We start from the raw sequence: 21,084 nt of genomic DNA on the forward strand, positions 1-21,084 counted from the left end.
GACCTACAGTGTAAGATGTCGCCTATTTGTGCAGCAGGTAATTCAACATGAGCTTCAATCTCGCCAACAAGACCCTCGCCGAACGCGCCGAGCTGGAAGATGAAAAGTCCCGCCTGTACGATCTGTGGCAAACCAACCTGGGCAAGGCCAAGGGCGAAGCGGCGCGGTTGTTCGGCGAGCGCGCCAAGCGCAAGGGCAAGTGGGCCGAGTGGGTGCGCGCAGAACTCGACGGCATGTCGCCGCCGGAGTTCTCCAACATGGTGCGCAGTGAAGTCAATAAATTGATGGCGGCGGCTAAGTAAAACTCGCCACGATTGCTTCGCGTACTTTGAGCAACAGCGGATCACGCTGCGCCTGGGTGCGCCAACCCAGCTCCACCGGGTAGCGCGGCAGCGCCAGAGGGCAAGGTATTACGCGCAGGCCGCTCATCTGGGCGATAGCGAGTGCCGCATGCCCGGGAATCGTCGCCACCGCCTGGCTGCCCTTGAGCAAGAAAGGCAACGCGGCGAAGTGGCTGGTGGACGCACACACCTGGCGGCTCAACCCTTGCGCCGCCAAACCCTCGTCGGTGATGCCAATAAACCCGCCGGATGACACCAGCACATGCTCGCGGGTGATGAACTCATCCAGGCTAATGCTGGTTTGGTCGGCGTCCAGCAAGCAGCGGTAATCACCTTCTCCCAGTACCTGGCGACTCAAGCGGTTTTGCGCAAAACCACCGGCGGTAATTGCCAGGTCCAGGGTGCGATCCAGCAGCGCGCTGGCGACGATCTGGCTGTGGGTCTGACGGAAAATCACCCGCAGCTTCGGTGCACGCCGGGCGATCTCGTCCATCAGCCGGCGCCCGTAAGCGATTTCGAAATCATCCGACAAGCCCAATACCACCGAACGGCCCTGGTATTGCTGGTTGTCTGGATGGGCCATGGCCAGGCTCTGCCGACAGCGCTCCAGCGCTTCGCTGATCACCGGTTTGAGCTGGTTGGCGCGCAAGGTCGGCGCCAGCCCACGGCCGGTGCGCACGAACAGTTGATCGTCATACAGCTCGCGCAAGCGTCGCAGGCCAGCGCTGATGGCCGATTGCGTCACGCCCAGGCGCAAGGCGGCGCGGCTGGCGCTGGACTCGTCGTGCAAGGCCTCAAAGGTTTTCAGCAGGTTGAGATCGACTTGGGCGATATTTATCTGGCTCATATCATTCAGCAGCGCAGTGGGCTTTATTCATGATCGAGGCTGGCGGGAGAATGGGCAACCCCTGACTTCGGAGTGATCGTGATGCCTGTATCGACTGTAGCGGCCCTGCAAATTGGCTCATTGCCTGATGGCAAGGCGCAAACCCTGGCGCAGATCCTGAGCTATGAGCACGAAATAAGCCGCAGCGGCGCGCAACTGGTGGTGATGCCTGAGGCACTGCTCGGTGGCTACCCAAAAGGTGAAGGGTTTGGCACCCAATTGGGTTATCGCCTGCCGGAAGGTCGTGAGGCCTTTGCCCGCTATTTTGCCAATGCCATCGATGTGCCGGGCACCGAGACCGAAGCCTTGGCCGGTCTCTCGGCACGTACCGGTGCAAGTCTTGTACTCGGCGTGATCGAGCGCAGTGGCAGCACGCTTTATTGCACGGTGCTCTATTTCGAACCCATGGGCGGTTTGGTGGCCAAGCATCGCAAGTTGATGCCGACCGGCACCGAGCGGCTGATCTGGGGCAAGGGCGACGGCTCGACACTGCCGGTGGTCGATGCGGCGGTCGGGCGTATTGGCGGCGCCGTGTGCTGGGAAAACATGATGCCGCTGCTGCGCACCGCGATGTATGCCAAGGGTGTCGAGGTGTGGTGCGCGCCCACGGTCGACGAGCGCGAGATGTGGCAGGTGAGCATGCGCCATGTGGCCCATGAGGGGCGCTGTTTCGTGGTGAGTGCATGTCAGGTGCAGGCGTCGCCCGAGGCATTGGGGGTGCAGGTTGCCAACTGGCCGGCGCAACGCCCGTTGATTGCGGGGGGCAGTGTGATTGTCGGGCCGATGGGTGACATTCTGGCCGGGCCGTTGATGGGGGAGGCGGGGTTGCTGACTGCGCAGATCGATACTGATGATTTGGTGCGGGCTCGGTATGACTATGACGTGGTGGGGCATTATGCCCGGCCGGATGTGTTTGAGCTGGTCGTGGATGAGCGGGCCAAGCCGGGTGTGCGCTATATCACTGAGTAAACGCAGTTAAAAAATGTGGGAGCTGGCTTGCCTGCGATAGCGGCGTGTCAGCTGGCACATTCTTGGCTGATGGATTGCTATCGCAGGCAAGCCAGCTCCCACATTGGATTTTCATTGGCCGGGGGATTTGGACTTTAGCCACTCATCCCGGGTCATCTCCCAGATATCCCGTGAGAAGGTACCCTCGACAAACTGACCTTCATCAGTCCTGATCAACCGCATCCCCTCACGCTCCGAGATCCGGCGCGACCCTTTATTCGGCGCAGCCTTGGGCACCCGCAACACAGGCCGCCCGAGCACGCCAAACCAGTAATCGGTCACCGCCACACTGGCTTCGCTCATCAACCCTTGCCCCTGCCACTGCGGGCCGAGCCAAAACCCTCGGTTGTTGTCCACTTCATCCATCAGGCTGACATTGCCGATCAACTGATGTGGCGCGCTTTTGTGCCGGATCGACCAGTGCCATTCCTCGCCGCGCGCCATGGCCGGCAGGGCGACGTGTTGCAGATAGTCGCGGGCGCCATCGGCCGGGTAGGGCCAGGGCACCAGGGCATTGAGGTAACGCACCACCTCCCAATGGGGGAAGTGCTGCTGGATGCCCTCGGCATCGTCCAAGCCCAGCGGGCGCAGGATCAGGCGCTCGGTAAACAAAGTAGGTTGCATGGCGTTTACCAGGTGGCTGTGTTGGGCAGGTCAAGGGTGCCACGGTCGACAAAGCGCATTGTGCCAAACAGCCCGCCCGCCAGCTTGCCTCGCAGCACGTAGGGCAGGTTATTCAGGCTTTGGGTCTGGCTCAGGCCCAGTGTCTGGCGCAATACAGAAAACGCCGAAACACTCACTGGCACCATCAGTACGGTCTCGGAGAAGCGTGGGATGCTCCCGCTCTGATCACTCACCCCCGACGCCAGTGGCCGGCCATTGACCTCCAGGTCCAGGGCCACGCCGTTGTAGTTGATCGCCGTTTCATTGGGGTTTTGCACCCTCAGTTTCACGGCGAAGCGCACTTCGAGGTCTTGGCTTTGCAGTGGTTCTATGCCCACCACATTGATGTTCACCGGGTCACGGTTGGGGAACAGCGCGCAAGCGCTCAAGGTCAGCAGCAGTAACGATAGAACCATGAGCTTGCGCATTTTAAGGTGCTCCTATTTCGTGACGTCCGGGTCCTGCATCACTTTGAGGGTAGAGGACTCCGGATCAAATTCATCTTCTTGCAGCTCTATGAACTCTTCAGGCAGGAAAATGTTCAGCAGGATTGCACAGAACGCGCCCACGGTGATCGGCGATTCGAAGATGTTGTGCAGCGCCTTGGGCAGGTCGCGCAACACCTCCGGCACGGCTGCGACGCCCAGGCCCATGCCGAGGGAGATCGCCACGATCAACACATTGCGCCGGTGCAGCCCGGCTTCGGCGAGGATCTTGATACCGGCCACGGCCACCGTGCCGAACATGATCAAGGTGGCGCCACCCAGTACCGGTTTGGGCATCAATTGCAGCACCGCGCCGATCATCGGGAACAGACCCAGCAGCACCAGTAGCCCGGCGATAAAGTAGGCCACATAGCGGCTGGCCACCCCGGTCAATTGGATCACGCCGTTGTTCTGGGCAAACGTCACCATCGGCAGGCTGTTGAAAGTCGCGGCCATGGCCGAGTTCAGGCCGTCGGCCAACAGGCCCGACTTGATGCGCTTGATATACAGCGGGCCTTTGACCGGTTGCTGGGAAATCATCGAGTTGGCGGTCAGGTCACCGGCGGCTTCCAACGGCGAAATCAGGAAGATCACGGCCACTGGGATAAACGCCACCCAGTCGAACGAAAAACCGTACTTGAAGGGCACCGGCACGCTGACCAACGGTACCTGGGGCAACGCTGCCAGATCCACACGGCCCATCATCCAGGCCACCACAAAGCCCAAGGTCAGGCCGATCACAATCGAGCCCAGGCGCAGGAAGGGGTTGCTGAAGCGGTTGAGTACCACGATGGTCAGCAGCACCAATGCCGCCAGGCCCATGTTGCCGGCGGCCCCCAGGTCTTTGGCGCCAAAGCCGCCGGCCATGTCGGTGACCGCCACCTTGATCAGCGACAAGCCCATCAAGGTAATGATGGTGCCGGTCACCACTGGCGTGATCAGCTTACGCAGCTTGCCGATGAACTGGCTGAGCACCACTTCGATAAACGCCGCGAAAAAGCAGATGCCAAAAATTGTCGAAAGGATCTCATCGGTGCCGCCACCTCGGGCCTTGACCATGAACCCCGCGCTGAGAATTACGCTGATAAACGAGAAACTGGTGCCTTGCAGGCACAACAGCCCCGAGCCGATAGGGCCGAATTTGCGCGCCTGCACAAAGGTGCCAAGCCCCGACACGAACAACGCCATGCTCACCAGGTACGGCACTTCGCTTTCCAGGCCCAGCACGCCACCGACGATCAGGGTGGGGGTGATGATCCCGACAAAACTGGCCAGCACGTGTTGCAGCGCAGCAAAAATCGCGGCGGTAAAGTGCGGGCGGTCGTCCAGGCCGTAGATCAGGTCGGATTTATAGCGGGGGCGGGGGGCTTGAGCGTCAGACAAAATGCGGGCTCGGGTCAGAAAATGGAGGCGAAGAATGCCAGAAAGCGCCAGTCGTCAGAAGTGTAAAAAAATATTTATCAAAGCCCTGCGCTAAAGCCAAGCCCCTGCCGATACCTCGTATAGGCCCACATACCAACTACAAAAGTGGTGACCAAAGGTCAGAACGGTGCGTTGACACCGACTGATCGTTTCGCGGCAGGGACGCTCGCAAACACTCCTTCTAAGAGCATCCCCCCTATGTCCCTTCGTCAGCTGAATATCGCCCCACGCGCGTTTCTCGGTTTCGCATTCATTGCGTTGTTAGTGGTTTTATTGGGGGTGTTTGCGGTCAACCGCATGACACAGATCCGTCAGTCTTCAGTGGACATGAGCGCCACGCAGCTACCCAGTGTCACGTCCTTGGGCATCATCACCGAAAACGTGCTGCGCCTGCGCATCCTGTCGTTTCGCGTGCTGGTCAACCGCGAGCCGGCCGCCCTGCAAGAAGCTGAAACCCGCATGAGTGCACTGGCCGACAAGGTCAAGGCGGCCCAGGCCAGCTACGCGGCGCTGCCTGCTGGTACCGAGGAGGCGGCGCTGTACAAAACCTTCGTCACCACCCTGGATAACTACTTCAAGGCCCAGGCCGAGATGCTGACCCTGTCCAGGCAAGGCAAGGTCGAAGACATGCGTGCCCTGATCAACACCCGCATCAAGGACGGCACCGACCTGATGGGCGAGCAGTTGAACAAGCTGATCGCCATCAACGCGGCCGATGCCAAGACAGCCGACGCCGAAGCAGGGCAAAGCTACGAGGGCGCGATTACGGGCGTTATTGCCGTCTCCGTCGCCGCTGCATTGCTGACCGTGTTGTTGGCCTGGCTACTCACCCGCAGCATCGTCACCCCGCTGCGTAAAGCGGTGGAGGTTGCCGAAACCATTGCCGGTGGCAACCTGAGCAAAACCATCGAAGATGACGGTAAGGATGAGCCCGCGCGCTTGATTCACGCCCTGGCCGCCATGCAAGCCAACCTGCGCCAGACCATTCAGCACATCGCCGGCTCGGCCACGCAGTTGGCGTCGGCTGCCGAAGAACTGAGCGCCGTCACTGAAGAAGCCTCCAAGGGCTTGCAACAACAGAACAATGAAATTGACCAGGCTGCCACGGCCGTCAACGAGATGACGGCAGCGGTGGAAGAAGTGGCGCGCAATGCGGTGTCTACGTCCGAAGCCTCCGGCCAGTCCAACCAGGCGGCGCGTGAAGGCCGCGACCGTGTGGTGGAAACCGTCGGCGCGATCCAGACCATGACCCAGGATGTGCAAAACACTGCCGTGCTGATCGAAGGCCTGGCGACTCAAGGCCGCGATATTGGCAAGGTGCTGGACGTAATCCGCGCGATTGCCGAGCAAACCAACTTGCTGGCGCTCAACGCCGCCATTGAAGCAGCCCGCGCGGGTGAAGCCGGGCGTGGCTTTGCGGTGGTGGCGGACGAAGTGCGGGCCCTGGCCCACCGCACGGCGCAGTCGACCCAGGAAATCGAGAAGATGGTCGCCGGCATCCAGAACGGCACCGGTGAAGCGGTGCAGTCGATGCAGCAGAGCAATCAGCGCACCCAGAACACCCTGGAAATGGCCCGCGCTGCGGGCGTGGCACTGGAGCAGATTACCCAGTCCATCAGCCTGATCAACGAACGCAACCTGGTGATTGCCAGCGCGTCAGAAGAGCAGGCGCAGGTGTCGCGTGAAGTGGACCGCAATCTGGTGAATATCCGTGACCTGGCTACACAGTCGGCGGCGGGTGCGAATCAGACCAGTGCAGCCAGCCATGAGCTGTCGCGCCTGGCGGTGGATTTGAATGGGATGGTGGCCAGGTTTGTTATCTAACCCAATCTGAAATGCGATTAAAGTGTGGGAGGGGGCTTGCCCCCGATGGCGGTGTATCAGCTAAAAATATGCCAGCTGACACTCCCTCATCGGGGGCAAGCCCCCTCCCACATTTGATTTATGTGGTGTCAGGAGTCAGTGCTTCCAGGCAGTAGGGTTCACCAAGTTTTTGGGTTTGTCGCCAGCCAGCGCCTGCAACAGATTATCCACCGCACACTTAGCCATCGCCTCCCGCGTCTCATGGGTCGCTGAACCGATATGCGGCGTGGCCACCACGTTGTTCAAACGCAGCAACGGCGAGTCATGATTCAGCGGCTCACGCTCAAACACATCCAACCCCGCCGCTCGAATCGTGCGCTCTTGCAACGCCTGCACTAGCGCCGCTTCATCCACCACTTTGCCCCGCGAGATATTGATAAAGATCGTCTCAGGGCCCATCAGCGCAAACTGTTCGGCGCCGATCAGCTTCTCGGTTTCGGCCGTGAGCGGCAGCGTCAGGCACACGAAGTCGGCCTGTTGCAGCAGATCGTTCAAGCTGCGGTACTGCGCGCCAAAACGCGCCTCCACCAACGGCTTGGGCGAATGGCTGTGGTAGAGCACCGGCATGCCAAAGCCAAAATGCCCACGCTGGGCCAGCGCTTCACCAATACGGCCCATGCCGATAATGCCTAGGGTCTTACCGTGTACATCGCTGCCAAAATGCGCCGGGCCGATGTTTTTGTTCCATTGGCCAGCGCGCACCATGTCGGCCAGCTCCACCACACGGCGGGCAGTGGCCAGGATCAGCGCAAAACCGGTGTCGGCCGTGGTTTCGGTGAGTACGTCGGGAGTGTTGCTGAGCAGGATGCCGCGCCCGGTCAGGTAGTCGATATCGTAGTTATCGACGCCGACCGAGACGCTCGCCACGGCCTCAAGTTGCGGCGCGAGGTCCAGCAGCTTGGCGTCCAGGCGCAGGCTGGCGCCCAGCAGGCCGTGGGCGCTGGGCAGGGCGTCGCGCAGTTTGGCCAGGCCGGTGTCGTCCAACGCTTCGATCAGGGTGACCTCGGCGTGTTCATGCAAGCGGGCCATCAACGGCGCGGAGAGTTTCTTGTACAACACGACAGACTTTTTCATGCGGTCTTGACCTTCAATTCGAGGGTGGGCGCCGGCGAGCGGTCGCTGGCGCCGGGCTTGAGGAAAATCGTCAGCACCACCGACAGCAGCAACGCACCACTCATCAGCAGGTACGAGGCGCCAGGCGAGCCGGTGCTGCTATTGAGGTAACCCACCAGGTACGAGCCACCAAACGAACCGAGGGCGCCCATGCTGTTGATCAGCGCCATGGCACCGCCGGCAACGTTGGCCGGCAGGATCTCTGGGACGATGGCAAAAAACGGCCCATAAGGCGCATACATGCAGGCGCCGGCGATCACCAGCAAGGTGTACGACCACCAGAAGTGCTCGGCACCCAGGGCGTAGGAGGCGTAGAACGCAATGGAGGCGATCAGCAACGGCGGCCACACAAAGCGTTTACGCTTTTGCAGCTTGTCTGAGCCCCACGACACCACCAACATGCCGATCACCGCCGCCAGGTACGGCAGCGCCGACAGCCAGCCGGCCTCGACCATGTCCATCTGCAAACCGGCCTTGAGGATCGACGGCAGCCACAACACAAAACCGTACACGCCGATGCTCCAGCAGAAGAACTGCAACGCGAGGATGATCACCTTGGGCGAGCGAAACGCTTCGCCATAGTTCTTCACTGCCTTGATACCCACCTGTTCGGCGGCGAGGGCGCTTTCCAGGTTGTGCTTTTCACTGTCGCTGAGCCACTTGGCGTCCTTGGGGCGCTCATCGGCCAGCTTCCACCAGATAAAGGCCCACAGCACGGCGGGCAAGCCTTCGATGATAAACATCCAGCGCCAGCTGAAATGCTGCACCAGGTAGCCCGAGACCACCGACATCCACAGCATGGTCACCGGGTTGCCGAGGATCAGGAAGGTATTGGCGCGGGAGCGTTCGGCGCGGGTGAACCAGTGGCACAGGTACACCAGCATCGCCGGCATCACCGCCGCTTCGACCACGCCGAGCGTGAAGCGAATCACGATCAGCATGTAGGCGTTGGAGACCACGCCGGTGAGCGTAGCCAAACCGCCCCAGAGGATCAGGCTGACGAAAATCAGCTTTTTGACGCTGCGCTTTTGCGCATAGATCGCCCCCGGCACCTGGAAGAAAAAGTAGCCGAGGAAAAACAGCGCCCCCAGCAGCGACGACATGCCGGGGGTGATCATCAAGTCTTCGGCCATGCCGGAGGCGGCGGCGAAGCCGTAATTGGCGCGGTCCAGGTAGGCCAGGCTGTAGGTGATAAAGACGATGGGCATGATGTACCACCAACGACGGGTGGCGAGTTTCACGGTTTCCATGGGGTTGCTCCTGAGCTTGTTGTAGTTGTGGCAACAGGGTGTGGGTTATGCAACAGATCGAACGGGCAATTCTGAGCGGGTGGGCAGGCCTTCCATATCACCGCGACTTTGCACGGCGCGGCTGCCGATCCAGTTGCCGCGCTGTACCGCCTCGGGGAAGCTGAGGTTTTCCAGCAGGGCACTGATCATGCCGACCGCGAAACCATCGCCGGCACCGACCGTATCGACCACCTTGGCCACCGGCACGGCGGCAATAAAGCCCTTGTCCATCTGCGTGCGAAAGTAGGCGCCGTCCGGGCCGAGCTTGATGGCCACGGCTTCAGCGCCTTTGTCGAGGTAGAACGCGGCGATGTCGGCCGGGTCATCGAAACCGGTGAGCAAACGGCCTTCGCCCAGACCCGGCAAGACCCAATCGGCCAGGCCGGCGAGGGCGTTGATTTCGCGGATCATGGTCTGCTCGTTAGCCCACAGTGATGGGCGCAGATTGGGGTCGAACGACACGCTGCGCCCGGCTTTGCGCATCTGCGTCATCAGCTCCACAGACAGCTCACGGGTCGCCTCCGACAGTGCTGGCGGAATACCGGTGGCATGCAAGTGGCGGGCGTTGAGCAAGGCCGGGCTGATCGCCGCAATGGACAAGTGACTGGCTGCCGAACCCTTGCGGAAATATTCGACCTGCGGGTCGGCGCCAGCCTCTTCCCGGGACTTGAACTGGAAGCCGGTCGGGTGCAGCGGGTCGACGGCCACGTGCCGGCAGTCCAGGCCTTCCTTTTTCAGTGTGTCGACGACGAACCGCCCCAGCGAATCGTTGCCCACTCGGCTCAGCCAAGCGACGTTAAAACCCAATCGCGACAGACCGATGGCGACATTGCTGTCGGCGCCTGCAATACGCTTGTGAAACTGCGCCACTTGGGCCAAATCACCGGTCTGCTCGGCGACAAACATCGCCATGGTTTCACCGAACGAAAGAATATCGATTTCAGACATGGGCACTCTCCACGCGAGGTTGGCCAAGGACGGCGAGGGTGGCGACTTGTTGCGCAGTGACCGCGATCAGGTCATCGCCCTGCAACGGGAATTCCACCGCCCGGGTTATCCCTTGAGTCATATGCTTGAGCAGTTGTTCCCACAGATGCAGGTCGGTGGCGCCGGGCGGCAGCGCTACCAGCTTGCCATCCGCACGCCGGGCCACGGCCTTGCAATGCAGGTAGTCCACATGCCGGCCCAACAGCCGCGCGGCGGTGAGGGCGGATTGGTCTTGCCACTGCCAGTTGCCGATGTCAAAGGTCATCTTCACGGGCAAACCCAGGCGTTCAACTTCGGTGAAAAAACGCTGCATCGGCTCGATGCGCCCGCCGTGCAGGGTCTGGTCGTTTTCTACCAGCAATTGCACCGGGTGACGGGCGAGCAGGGCGTGCAGGCTTTCCAGGTCGTTGGTGTCGGTGAAATAGCCGAGGGAGACTTTGAGCCAGCGCGCACCAAAGGCCTGGGCGCGGTCGAGGGTGGCGGCGAGTTCGGCATTGGGCTGGGCGCGGCCGGCGACCCACAGCTCCAGAGGCGATGAAAACACCGATTCGAGGTGATGTTGCGCAGCGGCCTGGGCCAGCTCGGCAGGTTGCTCAGTGGTCAGTAACTCTTCGCGCCATTCGATGCGTTGAGCACCGGCGGCTTTGAGCAACTCGACAAAACTGAGCTGGCCTTGCAGGCGGACCCAATCGGCGCCGTAGCTGGAGAGGCTGATGGAGACGGGGTATTTGTGCATTGTTGTTTACCTCTGAAACCGGTTTCATTTTTAAGCGTAAATCGAATTTGTGGGAGCTGGCTTGCCTGCGATGGCGGCGTGTCAGTCGACTACATTGTCGTCTGTTATTGCGCTATCGCAGGCAAGCCAGCTCCCACAAGAGATTGGGTCGAGCCTCGGACGATGAGTTGTGGCAGGAAATCCAGGGTACGGGTCGGCTCGGTATCGCCGCGCAGGCGCTTGAGCAGGCAGTCGAATGCCGTGGCGCCAATGGCTTCGGTGGGCTGGGCGAGGGCGGTGATGCCCGTGCCCACCAGCGGGTACCAGTCCAGGTCATCCAGGGCGATCAGGCCGACGTCGTCGAACAGGTTGCAGCCCAGGTTTTTGAGCGCTCGGGTACACGCCAGCGCGGCAACGCCGTTGGCGCAGAACACCGCCTTTGGGCCGGGCTTGGCAATGAAGGTCTGCAGATGATTTTGCAATTGGCCATCAAGCTCCAGTACTGCGCCGGTCAAGTCAGGGCGGCTGGCAATCTCAGTCATGAAGCTTGCCACACGCTCCTGGCGCGAACTGGTGCCATCGGTGGCTTCGCTCACGAGCAGCACATCGCGGTAACCCTGCTGCTGCAGATGCTCCACCGCCATGCGCACTGCCGCCGGGTTATTCAACCCCACCAAGTCGCTGTGCAGTGGCTCGACCTTACGGTCTACCAGCACCAGGGGCATTTCCCGTTGCAACTCCAGCAACTGGTCAAGGTGATGACCGAGGGTGTTCACGATCAAGCCTTCGATGTTGTAGGAACGCAGCGCCGCCAGGTGCTGGCGTTCTTGCTCGTCATCGCGGTCGGTGTTGCACACCACCAGGCTGTAGCCGTGCTGCCGGCAGGCGGTTTCGACGCCGTGCATCACTGCGATGGAATAGGGGTTGCGGATATCCGCCACCAGCATGCCGATCAAGCGGGTACGCCCGCGCTTAAGGCCACGGGCCATCTGGTTGGGGCGGTAGCCGAGGTGTTCGATGGCTTGTTCGATGCGCAGGGCAATCGCGTCAGAGAGCAGGGCGCGGTCGTCGCCGATAAAACGCGAGACGCTGGCCTTGGAGACGCCGGCGTGCCTGGCGACGTCGAGCATGGTGACGCGGGTGCGTTGGGCGGCGGAAAAAGGAGTCACGGTAGAGGGCCTTTCTTATTGGAGGTCTGTTATGGCTGCATTGAAACCGGTTTCAGGAAACACCAAAATCGGGTGGATGGTCAAGTCGCTTGTACTGGGACAGGCGTGATCAAGGCGACGAACGGCAGGAGTACCTGTGAGTTTTGACAGTATCCAGTGCTTTTAAAGTGGCGCTTAATTTGGTTGTGCAAGAGGTGGTGATACAGCCGACGCACGTTTTGGTAGACGATGCATCGGTTGTTCTGGCCGACCAAGGAGAGTGGTATGACGCTTTCATCAAAATATATCTCACGCTATAACCGTAGCGTTCCGGCGCAGGCTTCTCAGTTAAAAAAAGCGTTAGTGGTGGAAGCGTTTCCAGATGACCCCGATGGGTTGATTCCCACTAAATTTCTTTTTCAACCCATTGAAATCCAATTGACCCAGATATGGGCGTTTCCCGCTGATTTAGGTGAAGCCGACTATGTTCACTTCTCAATCAAGCCTCATACCCCTGAGCCGGCTTATCCGCTTGCTCCGATTGAACTGAAAGGCCCACTGACTCAGGAAAAAGATTTTCCAGTATCGCTGTTCATTACGGGCAATTGGCTGAATATCAGTGGGTCTTACGACATCAGTTATTACATCGATGGCCCCGGCGGAATAGAACACAGCCCTTACACCACGACATTCACCATTGACCGGGTAGCGCCAGGGGGTAACCAACCCCTTGCGCCTGCCGCGTTTGTTGATCCAGACGTCAGCAACTCTGGCATTACCGAGGAGTATTTGAGTGCGAATTCAGAGGTGGAGTTGAGAATTCCTGCCTATCTGGATCGAAAAGCGTTTGATGATGTGTTGATTTTTTTATTGGTTGATGATTCGGCCAATCCTTATGAAGTGGCCTATACGCACACGTTCCCTTCTGCAACATCCGATTTGGTGGTGCCTATCCCTGGGGGGGTATTTCGTGCGTTGCCCAATGGCCCAAGGGTGGTGCGATACACCTTGCGTGACCGGGCGGGTAACCAGCGCCTGGATACGTCTGGGCCCACGCCTGTCTACATCAACCTCAAACCATCGCCGAGTGGCCTGCAGCCACCTCAGGTTCTCGCCTTTGAGTTCGATGGCTTGATTGACCGAAAAGATGCACGTGCAGGCGTAACGGCGCGGTTCGATGCTTACTTTGACTGGGACCCTACCGATGAGGTCGTGATGCGCTGGAATGGCATCGACCTGGCAAGAGAAACGGTCGATGGCTTCCCGAAAATCGTCGCGATCAATTGGCCGGTGTTGATCCAGAAAGGCTATGTGCAGACCCAAATGCCGGTGCAGTACGTGATTTATCGCAACGGTACGTCCACTGGCGTTTCCTCACCCGTACGGCGTGTGGATTGCGACTTTCGTGTGGCTGGACAAGATCATGATCAGGCGCCCGCCGAATACAATCGGCATCTTCAAAAAGTCGAGATCCGAGGGGCGGGTTCCGACACGGCCAATCACCTGGATATCCGGGATGTCGACCAACCTGTCGCGGCTTCGGTGCTTCTGTTTGATAACCCGCATGTAGGCGAACAGATGTTTCTTTACTGGGGTGATAGGGACGCCCCGGTCGCCTCTTACACGGTCGGGCCGACAGATTTCGCTGGCAAAAGGGTGACGTTTACGCCTATCGCCTGGTCGGTGGTTGAAGAGACACCGAACAATCCGGCGTTCCCTGTGCGGTATCGCACCAGCAACGGTGTGAATGAGCAACTGGCCCCTTATCAGTCAGTAAATATCAATGTGGCAGCACCGGTCAGCTTCCCTCAGGCAGAGTTCGTTCACGCTGACAAGTTTGGTTGGCTTAACTGTCAGACCTTTCCGGCTCTTTGGGATGGGGTGCACGTTCGTGTATTCAAACATTCCGCAATCAGTGTCGATGATGAAATACGCATGCATTGGCAAGGTACTCAGGGTTTTGCGGGCGATGGTCCCATTAAAGAAACCGAGGAGGTGTTCACGGAGTTCTGGACCGGGGACGACGAGCGTCTGGGCTATCACGACTTTGTAGTGGGTTACCGTCCTTACGTTGAGCCAATCAAGAACCCAACGGGAGGAGGGGCAGGCGCTTATGCTGAGTTTACGGTTTGGCGCCACAGTGTGCGTGTGGGGAGTTCACGCATTCGTTACGTGAAGATAGACCGGCTGTTTGCACATACGCCACCGATTTATTGTGGGCCGAATGGTAATGGTCCGGAATGAGATCGCCAGTAACAGAGGTTTAGTTCTGAAGTTTCATAAACCTTAATTAATCATCTTTCGCTGTGCTTGACCGGAGAGTGGCTCTGTGCGGCCTGCTGTTTGAGAAAAGCCCTCAGTAGTTAATTCGCCGCAAGCTCTTTATATAGGCAAGGAGAGACTTAAATGACCGTTAAACGTGTTAAACAAGTGGCCTTCAATGATTGGGACAATCCAACGCTGACAGCACCGGGTTTCCCTCAAGCGTTAGAGGATGATAAAGGCTTGATCTGGCGCCCATTCCTGGACCGGGATGGTGGCCTCGTTGTGTCGTGCCCAGGTTGGAAGTTTCCCGCGGATAATGATGAGTTGCAAATTGAATACAGTATAGACGGCGTGGCAGTCTGGACGCCGTTGGAACCCATTTTGTTTCCAGTGGAGCTTCCTCCAGAGTTACCGGTTCTGGTAACGATTTCACCCTACATATTAGGGCATGGTAAGTTTGAACTCAGGTTCAAGGTGAAGTCTGGGGAAGTAGGTGATTATTTGGACTTTTCCCTCCCTCAACACGTCGAGATTGATCTGTACGGCCCCTATAAGTCCCCAGGTAAGAGCGAGGCGCCAGCCAGGGCCATTTACCCCACCTCATTACCTCAAGGCGTAGATATTACCCAGGAGACATTGGACTTGAATCCCGGTGGATTCGATTTTGAAATCCCTGCATATGGAGATTGGGCACCTGGGGACACGGTGTCCGACGTCTGGTTTACGTCGGAGTTGCCACCGGATGACTCACCCTCGCTGGGCAGTTTCCCTATGCCGTCGACGGGTACGGATTTCAATCTACCCATTACGTTCTTCGACACGGCCGATGATGGCATTTTCTTCGTGTTTTATCGGCTGCGAGATGCCGCCGGCAATTACAGTGAAATCTCAAGAATTCCCTCTGGCCGTCGTTTAAGGCGCAGCGCGAATCTGGTACTGGCGCCTCTCAAGGTTGTCAGTCCTGTGGGAAGCACGCTGATCGATATCGATGCCTGGATGGCTGGGGTCAAGTTGGCAATCAATTCCTATACATGGGAGCCTGGCGACCAATACATCCTGGTCTGGGGGAGTCAGGAAACCTCACCTGCGCCGCTGAATGGGGTTTTCGATTTTGAATTCACTGCGCCTCCTCAACTGGTCATTGACGAGTACGGTTCGCAGGAAGGGCCTATTGAAACAGCACTCAGCTATATCATCCTGAGATCGGGCTCAAGAAACCGCCCCGACGATGACACTTTGGTTGATGTCGACCTGAGTAAAGCGGGCCCCGTGACGCCTCTGCCAGGTGACCCGAGCCCTGACCTGAATGTGGTCGCTATCCATGGGCCTGCATCGTTCCCTCCTACAGCGAATTACCTGAATGCTGCTGATATCGATCATGCCGATGAAATTGTAGCGGTCTTCGACCTGTGGTCCGTCGCTCCGGCGCCTGTTCCGGGTGACATCATTACGTTGTACTGGGGAAACCGGCTGAACATCGCAGGCACGCATACCATTGGTGCTTCAGAGGGCGCAGGCAGCCCGATCTCTATCGTTGTCGATAAAATGGCCATCGCCGCAGCGGGTAATAGTCCGGCAATTGACGTTTTCTATGGGGTGAGCAGCCCGACATCGACAAACAGCAACTTCTCGGAAAGTACGCCCGTTGAAGTGGACGGTGCGATCACTCACAAAATGGATGCGGCAGAGTTTCTCAACACCCAAAGTTGGTCTGGGGACGCCCGGGGCAGAGTTACCTGTTTATCTCTGCGACCAACAGGTACGCCGGGACGTGACCAATACCTTGAAGTGAAGATTCCTCCAAGCACTGAGTTTTTCGCCGATAAGCTAGAGGTAACGATTGAGTTCGTCGCCTCAGTAGGGCTGCTTGGCGACCAACCCATAGAAGCAACACGGGGTACGAGCTCGGTGATACTGGACCCCACTACGGCGGCCAACGGGTTCATCTTCCACCTGAAACCTTTTGATCCTCACCTTAAAGTGATCGGTGCGGTAGCGCCGTATAACTCGGTCTGGTTGCAATACTCCCTCGACGTGGCGGGTACACCGGCCAAATCGGTACCCGCCGTCATCCCCGCAAGGATGGTGACCGCCAATAACTTCTGCGACGGTAGTTCGGCTGTTCCATAGCGGTTACGCCAAGGCACCGAGGTATAACTTGCTTCGGTGCCTTTTTTACTCAGCCCGGGGTACTGCGCCCCTCGATATCTTCAGATTTATCCTACTTACCGTTACCCCCTCCAACTATAACCTCGCGGCCTCTACAGGTCTGGCTCCACTCCATCGGAACGAGCCATGCCATTTGGTTAGGCATATTGTCAGAGCGAGTGTTACAGCATGTTCATCAAACATTTTTTCAAACTTTCACCTTTGGGTGCGGCAGTCAAAGTGTCGTCGCTCGGTTTACTTTTGGGCGTTGCGGCGCAGGCTCATTCCAGTCAGGAAGTGGTAGCACCTGGTGAGACGAAGGTCATTGAAGCCGATGAAACCGTAAAAAACTGGGCGCTGCAGAATGGGTCCAGCCTGGTCGTCAATGGTGCAACTACAGGTTCTATCCGTGGCCTTGGTGCGCAACTTACCGTGAACAGTGGCAGTACAATCGAGCGTATTGTTGCCCAGGAAGGTTCCACGGTTGGGATCCAGAATTCTACGGTCATGTCTACGGCGCCAGGCGCCTCGGCAATGGAACTTACCAATGGCACGGCAACCATTTCCGGCAGCCATCTGGAAAGCACTCAAGCTGTGGGCTTGGTGCTTAACCGCTTCGGCTCTGCACCTAGCGGTTCAACGGCCGATGTTAGCTACAGCACGATAAAAGGCGCGCAGGCGGGAGCTTCTGCAACCCAACACAGCGAGCTGAATTTTTTTGAGTCCTTGGTACAAGGAACGGCTGCCGGCAGTACCGGTGTGCTGTTGGTGGGCGGTTCGGCCTACGCTCAGCGCAGCATGCTGGTAGGAGAACAGAACGGTGTACGCATCACCCGTGCGTCAAATACTACGGGTGATGGGACACTGGTACTCGATCAGTCGATCGTTGAGGGTAAGACCGGCGCCGCCATCTTGGTCGCTGGCCAGACCGGGCGCATTCCTACAGCCACCATCGAAGTGAACAACGGCTCGCAGCTGATCGGCGGCAACGGCAACCTGCTGGAAGTGACCGGTGGCGCAACGGCCAACATGAACGTCAACAACAGCCATTTGAATGGCAACGTGTTCGTCGAGGCTGGTAGCAGTGCCAATCTGAGTTTGCAGAACCATTCGTCGTTGACCGGCAGCTTATTGAATGTCGATAGCCTTGCCATCGGAGATGGTTCGTTCTGGAACCTGACGGGTAACAGTCTGGTGGGTGCGCTGGATCTCGCGGGCGGTACGGTGAAGTTTGGCGAAACGGATGCGTTCTATCAGTTGGACCTGGAGACGCTGAGCGGTAACGGCACCTTCGTGATGAGCGCTGATTTTGCCCAGGGCCTGAATGATTTTCTGAATATCTCTGGCGATGCTACCGGCCAGCACAGCCTGTTGGTGGCAAGCAGCGGCTTGGAGCCAGTGTCGCCCGGGGACGTACACATTGTGCACACCGGCGGCGGCGATGCCGAGTTTTCCCTCGTGGGCGGTTCGGTGGATATCGGCGCGTGGTCCTATGGCCTGAAGCAGGATGGCAATGATTGGTTCCTCGACCCAAGTGCACGCACCATCAGCCCTGGTACTCGCTCGGTGCTGGCGTTGTTTAACACCGCCCCGACCGTGTGGTATGGCGAAATGACGTCGTTGCGCAGCCGCATGGGCGAGTTACGCCACAATGGGGCTGAAGGGGGGGGCTGGATACGCAGCTACGGCAATAAGTACTCGGTGTCGGACACCAATGGCGTGGGTTACAAACAGACCCAGCGCGGTTTCTCTCTCGGTGCCGACGCGCCCCTGAGTGAAGACAGCCAATGGCTGGTCGGCGTGATGGCGGGGCATAGCAACTCCGACCTGGACCTGAGCCGTGGCACGTCTGGTACGGTGAAAAGTTACTACGTGGGCGGCTATGCCACTTGGATGGATGCTGACAGCGGCTACTACTTCGACGGTGTGATCAAAGCCAACCGCTTTGAAAACGAATCCAAGGTCGGGCTGAGTGATGGTGCCAGTGCCAAGGGTAAATACGGCACCAACGGTATCGGTGCTTCGGTGGAAGTGGGTCGAAACATCAAACTCGATAATGATTTCTTCGTCGAGCCGTTTGCTCAGGCTTCCACCATCGTGGTCAAAGGCAAGAACTACGGGTTGGATAATGGCCTGCAAGCCAAAGGCCAGAACACTCATTCGGCACTTGGGAAACTGGGGGTAACGGTAGGTCGCGATTTTATAATGGACGACGGCAGTATCGTTCAGCCTTACCTGCGCACTGCGTTAGCGCATGAGTTTGCGAAAGACAACAAAGCGTCGGTCAACGGCCATGTGTTCAACAATGACGTCTCCGGTTCTCGTGCTGAGATCGGTGCTGGTGTAGCGGTCTCGCTGTCGAAAAACCTGCAGCTGCATGCTGATTTCGAGCACAGCAAAGGTAAACACGTCGATCAGCCATGGGGCGCCAACGTGGGTGTGCGTTACAGCTGGTAACTCATACGGATGTAACCAAAAAGGAAGCTTCGGCTTCCTTTTTGGTAGCTGCACTGTGAAGCGCTGTGGGCCTCAGCCCAGCTTGAACAGAGCCGCCATGGTATAGACCGGGTTACCGTCATCGCGGGTTCGAACGTCCCTGAAACTACCCTCTACTCGGGTATTGCTTGGGTCAAGTGTAATGAACGCGAGCTCTCCGGCATCACCGTACACCAGTACGGGCTCAAGTTCGTCAAAAACCGAGTAGGTCAACTGGATCTCCCGGTTCAGCTCCAACAGATGGATGACGCTAGTATCAAGCGTTTCAGGAAATGAAACTCTTACCTCGTGTTTCACGCCGTTCTCATCGACTTTGCTGCCGGTGATCGTCAGTTTCCCGTCCTTGCGAGAAATTGAAAATTGATTGGCGGTGAAATCCTCAGCGTTAATGACACCTTTAAAATGCTGGTTGACAGCGATTGTATTATGTCGGGATTTTTTCAGAGCAACTTTCATGGGGCATCTCCTGTGGTAGCGGTTGCGACACCAGCTCACTGTTTCGATAGAGGCGCGGGTGACTTGCCGTTTTCGTGGTGGGTTGAGCTAGGGTTTGCGTTTTAATGAGACGTCATCAAAATGAATCTCGCCATCCACACCGATCATGATAATAGTCAGCGTGTTTGTACCGGCCGGAATCAAGAGGTCCTGTGGATGGGTGCTCCAAGCTGGCGTGTCGACACGAATTTGCGGAAGGGTGCCTGGCCCAGACAGTTCGAAACGTACGAAGCCGTGGCCGCCAAAATTACTGAGCGAGCGGATCGAGAACTCATAGGTCTGCCCGGGTGTGACCGTGATCGCTTGCTGTGCTTGCGCGTTGAGTGTGGCCTGGAACGTACGACCATCGAAAATCGCTTCTCTGCCGCTGGCGATCCAATGACGGCCGCTCTCGGAAAAATCCCCATTGAGCACCAGCTCAGGCCGCACGGGTGTACCGGTGTCACGAGTTAATACCAGCTCATCGACGCACACTTCTCCCGCAGTGCCACTTATGGCAACCGTCAATATGGTTCCGAGTGGCGGGGTGGTGTAGGTCACCTCTTGTGGTGTCCAAAAGTGAAAATCATCGAGGGGGAAGTGTAGGTCGGCACTTGGCGTATTTGAGCGCAATTGCAGTACACCTTTGCCTTTGAACACAACCTGGCTCCAGAATTTCAGAGAGTAAGTTGTTTCGGGGGTGACGGTAACCACTTGCGATGCCTGGCCAGTCAGTACCCTGCAGTACTGGCGGGAGTAGTCCACGTTATTCAACGTCAACCAGTCTGTGCCGTAAGCACTGAAGTTGCCATTGCGCAGCATATTGTTTATTGAGGCGCCTTGACCTGCCATGTTGGTAGCTTCCTACAGGGGGGTACTGACCCGTTATGCTTAGGAGAGCCATGGAGTTGTATGACTTCCATGAAAGCGCTGTGTGGTTCTATTTCGCACCGTAATCGAAGGATTGACAACTGTCAGAACTAACAGGTGGGCACCGCCACTCGTCGGATTTCACCTCAGCCGAACAGCCCGGCGGCGATATTGATCGAGAACCCCAAAATTGCGGTATTGAACACAAACCCAATCAACGACTGCCCCAGCACCACCTTGCGCATGCCACGGGTGGCGACGCCCACGTCAGAGGTTTGCACGGCCACGCCGATGGTGAATGAGAAGTACAGGAAGTCCCAATAGTTGGGCGTCAGCAGCCCTTCGGCAAAGCGCAGAGCGGGTTCCTTGCCGTTCCAGGTGTAATAGAGCCGGGCGTAGTGCACGCTGAAAATCACCCCGATCAACAGCCACGAGCCGATTACCGTCAGGCCGGTAAAGCCGTAGTGCATCAAACGTTCAGAGAGGGCGAGGTCTTTGCTGCCCACCAACTCGAAGGTGATAGTCGCCAAACTTGCGATGGCGGCGATGCACACGGTGAACAGCACCAGGCCAGCGTTTTCGTCTTCGATTTCGGCGATGCGTTTAACATCTTCGGCCTTGGCTCGCCGGGTGAGCCACAGCATCAGCACGAGGTAGGTCCACACACCGGCGTTCCAGCCGATAAGGATTTTGCTAGCGAGGGTGTCGGCTGGCGCCAGGATGCCTACGGCAACACCGAGTACGGTAGCGGCAGAGAGGCGAGGGTGGGTGCGGGCGAGGAAGGGCATGGCGGCTCACTGCTGACCAAGTGTCGTCAGACTGTACCTGATCCCGAATACAACCCATAACCTTGTGGGAGCTGGCTTGCCTGCGATGCAGGCGACTCGGTACATCCTGCATACTGAGTTGAT

18 protein-coding genes are annotated in these 21,084 nt (G+C 58.2%); 6 read left to right on the forward strand and 12 right to left on the reverse strand.

All coding sequences use genetic code 11. From position 1 onward, the window contains the following. The first annotated feature begins 47 nt into the window (after positions 1–47). A complete protein-coding gene (locus ICY20_RS17290; RefSeq protein ID WP_003190904.1) occupies positions 48–302 on the forward strand; it encodes a hypothetical protein in 255 nt (84 codons plus the stop codon). On the opposite strand, the gene ICY20_RS17295 is transcribed toward ICY20_RS17290, so the two are convergent. Continuing rightward, positions 295–1,188, reverse strand: coding sequence for a LysR family transcriptional regulator (locus tag ICY20_RS17295; protein ID WP_194938105.1), 894 nt, complete (start codon positions 1,186–1,188; stop codon positions 295–297). The two genes, ICY20_RS17290 and ICY20_RS17295, sit on opposite strands and share 8 nt — an antisense overlap. Before the next feature lie 81 nt (positions 1,189–1,269). Between ICY20_RS17295 and ICY20_RS17300 the strand changes: the two genes are divergently transcribed. Further along, complete coding sequence (locus ICY20_RS17300) at positions 1,270–2,196, forward strand: carbon-nitrogen hydrolase family protein (RefSeq protein ID WP_159959082.1); 927 nt, start codon at positions 1,270–1,272, stop codon at positions 2,194–2,196. 111 nt (positions 2,197–2,307) lie between these two features. On the opposite strand, the gene ICY20_RS17305 is transcribed toward ICY20_RS17300, so the two are convergent. The 3 genes from ICY20_RS17305 to ICY20_RS17315 are packed head-to-tail and all read right to left on the reverse strand — an operon-like array spanning position 2,308 to position 4,766. Beyond that, positions 2,308–2,859, reverse strand: coding sequence for a GNAT family N-acetyltransferase (locus ICY20_RS17305; protein ID WP_159959084.1), 552 nt, complete (start codon positions 2,857–2,859; stop codon positions 2,308–2,310). Positions 2,860–2,864: 5 nt separating this feature from the next. Continuing rightward, on the reverse strand, positions 2,865–3,326 hold the full coding sequence (locus ICY20_RS17310; protein WP_159959086.1) for an LEA type 2 family protein: 462 nt from the start codon (positions 3,324–3,326) through the stop codon (positions 2,865–2,867). 12 nt (positions 3,327–3,338) lie between these two features. Further along, the gene (locus ICY20_RS17315) at positions 3,339–4,766 is read right to left on the reverse strand and encodes a nucleobase:cation symporter-2 family protein (protein ID WP_194938106.1); all 1,428 of its coding nucleotides are present in this window, start codon (positions 4,764–4,766) and stop codon (positions 3,339–3,341) included. A gap of 237 nt (positions 4,767–5,003) precedes the next feature. On the opposite strand from ICY20_RS17315, the gene ICY20_RS17320 reads away from it, so the two are divergent. Further along, the gene (locus ICY20_RS17320) at positions 5,004–6,629 is read left to right on the forward strand and encodes a methyl-accepting chemotaxis protein (protein ID WP_159959089.1); all 1,626 of its coding nucleotides are present in this window, start codon (positions 5,004–5,006) and stop codon (positions 6,627–6,629) included. A gap of 135 nt (positions 6,630–6,764) precedes the next feature. Here ICY20_RS17320 and ICY20_RS17325 read toward each other — a convergent pair whose 3' ends face one another. From ICY20_RS17325 to ICY20_RS17345, 5 genes are all read right to left on the reverse strand, one after another. Further along, positions 6,765–7,742, reverse strand: coding sequence for an NAD(P)-dependent oxidoreductase (locus ICY20_RS17325; RefSeq protein ID WP_194938107.1), 978 nt, complete (start codon positions 7,740–7,742; stop codon positions 6,765–6,767). Beyond that, positions 7,739–9,031 (reverse strand): MFS transporter, encoded by a 1,293-nt coding sequence (locus ICY20_RS17330; RefSeq protein ID WP_159959093.1) that lies wholly within the window; start codon positions 9,029–9,031, stop codon positions 7,739–7,741. The genes ICY20_RS17325 and ICY20_RS17330 overlap by 4 nt, the downstream gene beginning before the upstream one ends. A gap of 45 nt (positions 9,032–9,076) precedes the next feature. Next, complete coding sequence (locus ICY20_RS17335; protein WP_194938108.1) at positions 9,077–10,018, reverse strand: sugar kinase; 942 nt, start codon at positions 10,016–10,018, stop codon at positions 9,077–9,079. Continuing rightward, entirely contained in the window at positions 10,011–10,793 is a 783-nt protein-coding gene (locus tag ICY20_RS17340; RefSeq protein ID WP_194938109.1) for a sugar phosphate isomerase/epimerase family protein, read from the reverse strand. Before ICY20_RS17340 ends, ICY20_RS17335 begins: the two co-directional genes overlap by 8 nt. A 104-nt stretch (positions 10,794–10,897) precedes the next feature. Next, positions 10,898–11,941, reverse strand: a complete 1,044-nt coding sequence (locus tag ICY20_RS17345) for a LacI family DNA-binding transcriptional regulator (RefSeq protein WP_194938110.1) — start codon at positions 11,939–11,941, stop codon at positions 10,898–10,900. Positions 11,942–12,205: 264 nt separating this feature from the next. Between ICY20_RS17345 and ICY20_RS17350 the strand changes: the two genes are divergently transcribed. The 3 genes from ICY20_RS17350 (at position 12,206) to ICY20_RS17360 (ending at position 18,790) form a co-directional block, all read left to right on the forward strand. Further along, a complete protein-coding gene (locus ICY20_RS17350) occupies positions 12,206–14,164 on the forward strand; it encodes a hypothetical protein (RefSeq protein ID WP_194938111.1) in 1,959 nt (652 codons plus the stop codon). A gap of 162 nt (positions 14,165–14,326) precedes the next feature. Further along, on the forward strand, positions 14,327–16,315 hold the full coding sequence (locus ICY20_RS17355) for a hypothetical protein (protein ID WP_194938112.1): 1,989 nt from the start codon (positions 14,327–14,329) through the stop codon (positions 16,313–16,315). Positions 16,316–16,522: 207 nt separating this feature from the next. Then, on the forward strand, positions 16,523–18,790 hold the full coding sequence (locus ICY20_RS17360) for an autotransporter outer membrane beta-barrel domain-containing protein (RefSeq protein ID WP_159959105.1): 2,268 nt from the start codon (positions 16,523–16,525) through the stop codon (positions 18,788–18,790). 72 nt (positions 18,791–18,862) lie between these two features. Here ICY20_RS17360 and ICY20_RS17365 read toward each other — a convergent pair whose 3' ends face one another. The 3 genes from ICY20_RS17365 to ICY20_RS17375 form a co-directional block, all read right to left on the reverse strand. Further along, entirely contained in the window at positions 18,863–19,285 is a 423-nt protein-coding gene (locus ICY20_RS17365) for a PB1 domain-containing protein (RefSeq protein WP_194938113.1), read from the reverse strand. Between the two features lie 87 nt (positions 19,286–19,372). After that, positions 19,373–20,155, reverse strand: coding sequence for a hypothetical protein (locus tag ICY20_RS17370; protein WP_194938114.1), 783 nt, complete (start codon positions 20,153–20,155; stop codon positions 19,373–19,375). Between the two features lie 164 nt (positions 20,156–20,319). After that, complete coding sequence (locus tag ICY20_RS17375) at positions 20,320–20,961, reverse strand: DUF1345 domain-containing protein (protein WP_194938115.1); 642 nt, start codon at positions 20,959–20,961, stop codon at positions 20,320–20,322. Between the last annotated feature and the right edge of the window lie 123 nt (positions 20,962–21,084).

It is taken from the genome of Pseudomonas pisciculturae (assembly GCF_015461805.1).
In the GTDB taxonomy this organism is placed as follows: Bacteria; Pseudomonadota; Gammaproteobacteria; order Pseudomonadales; family Pseudomonadaceae; genus Aquipseudomonas; species Aquipseudomonas pisciculturae.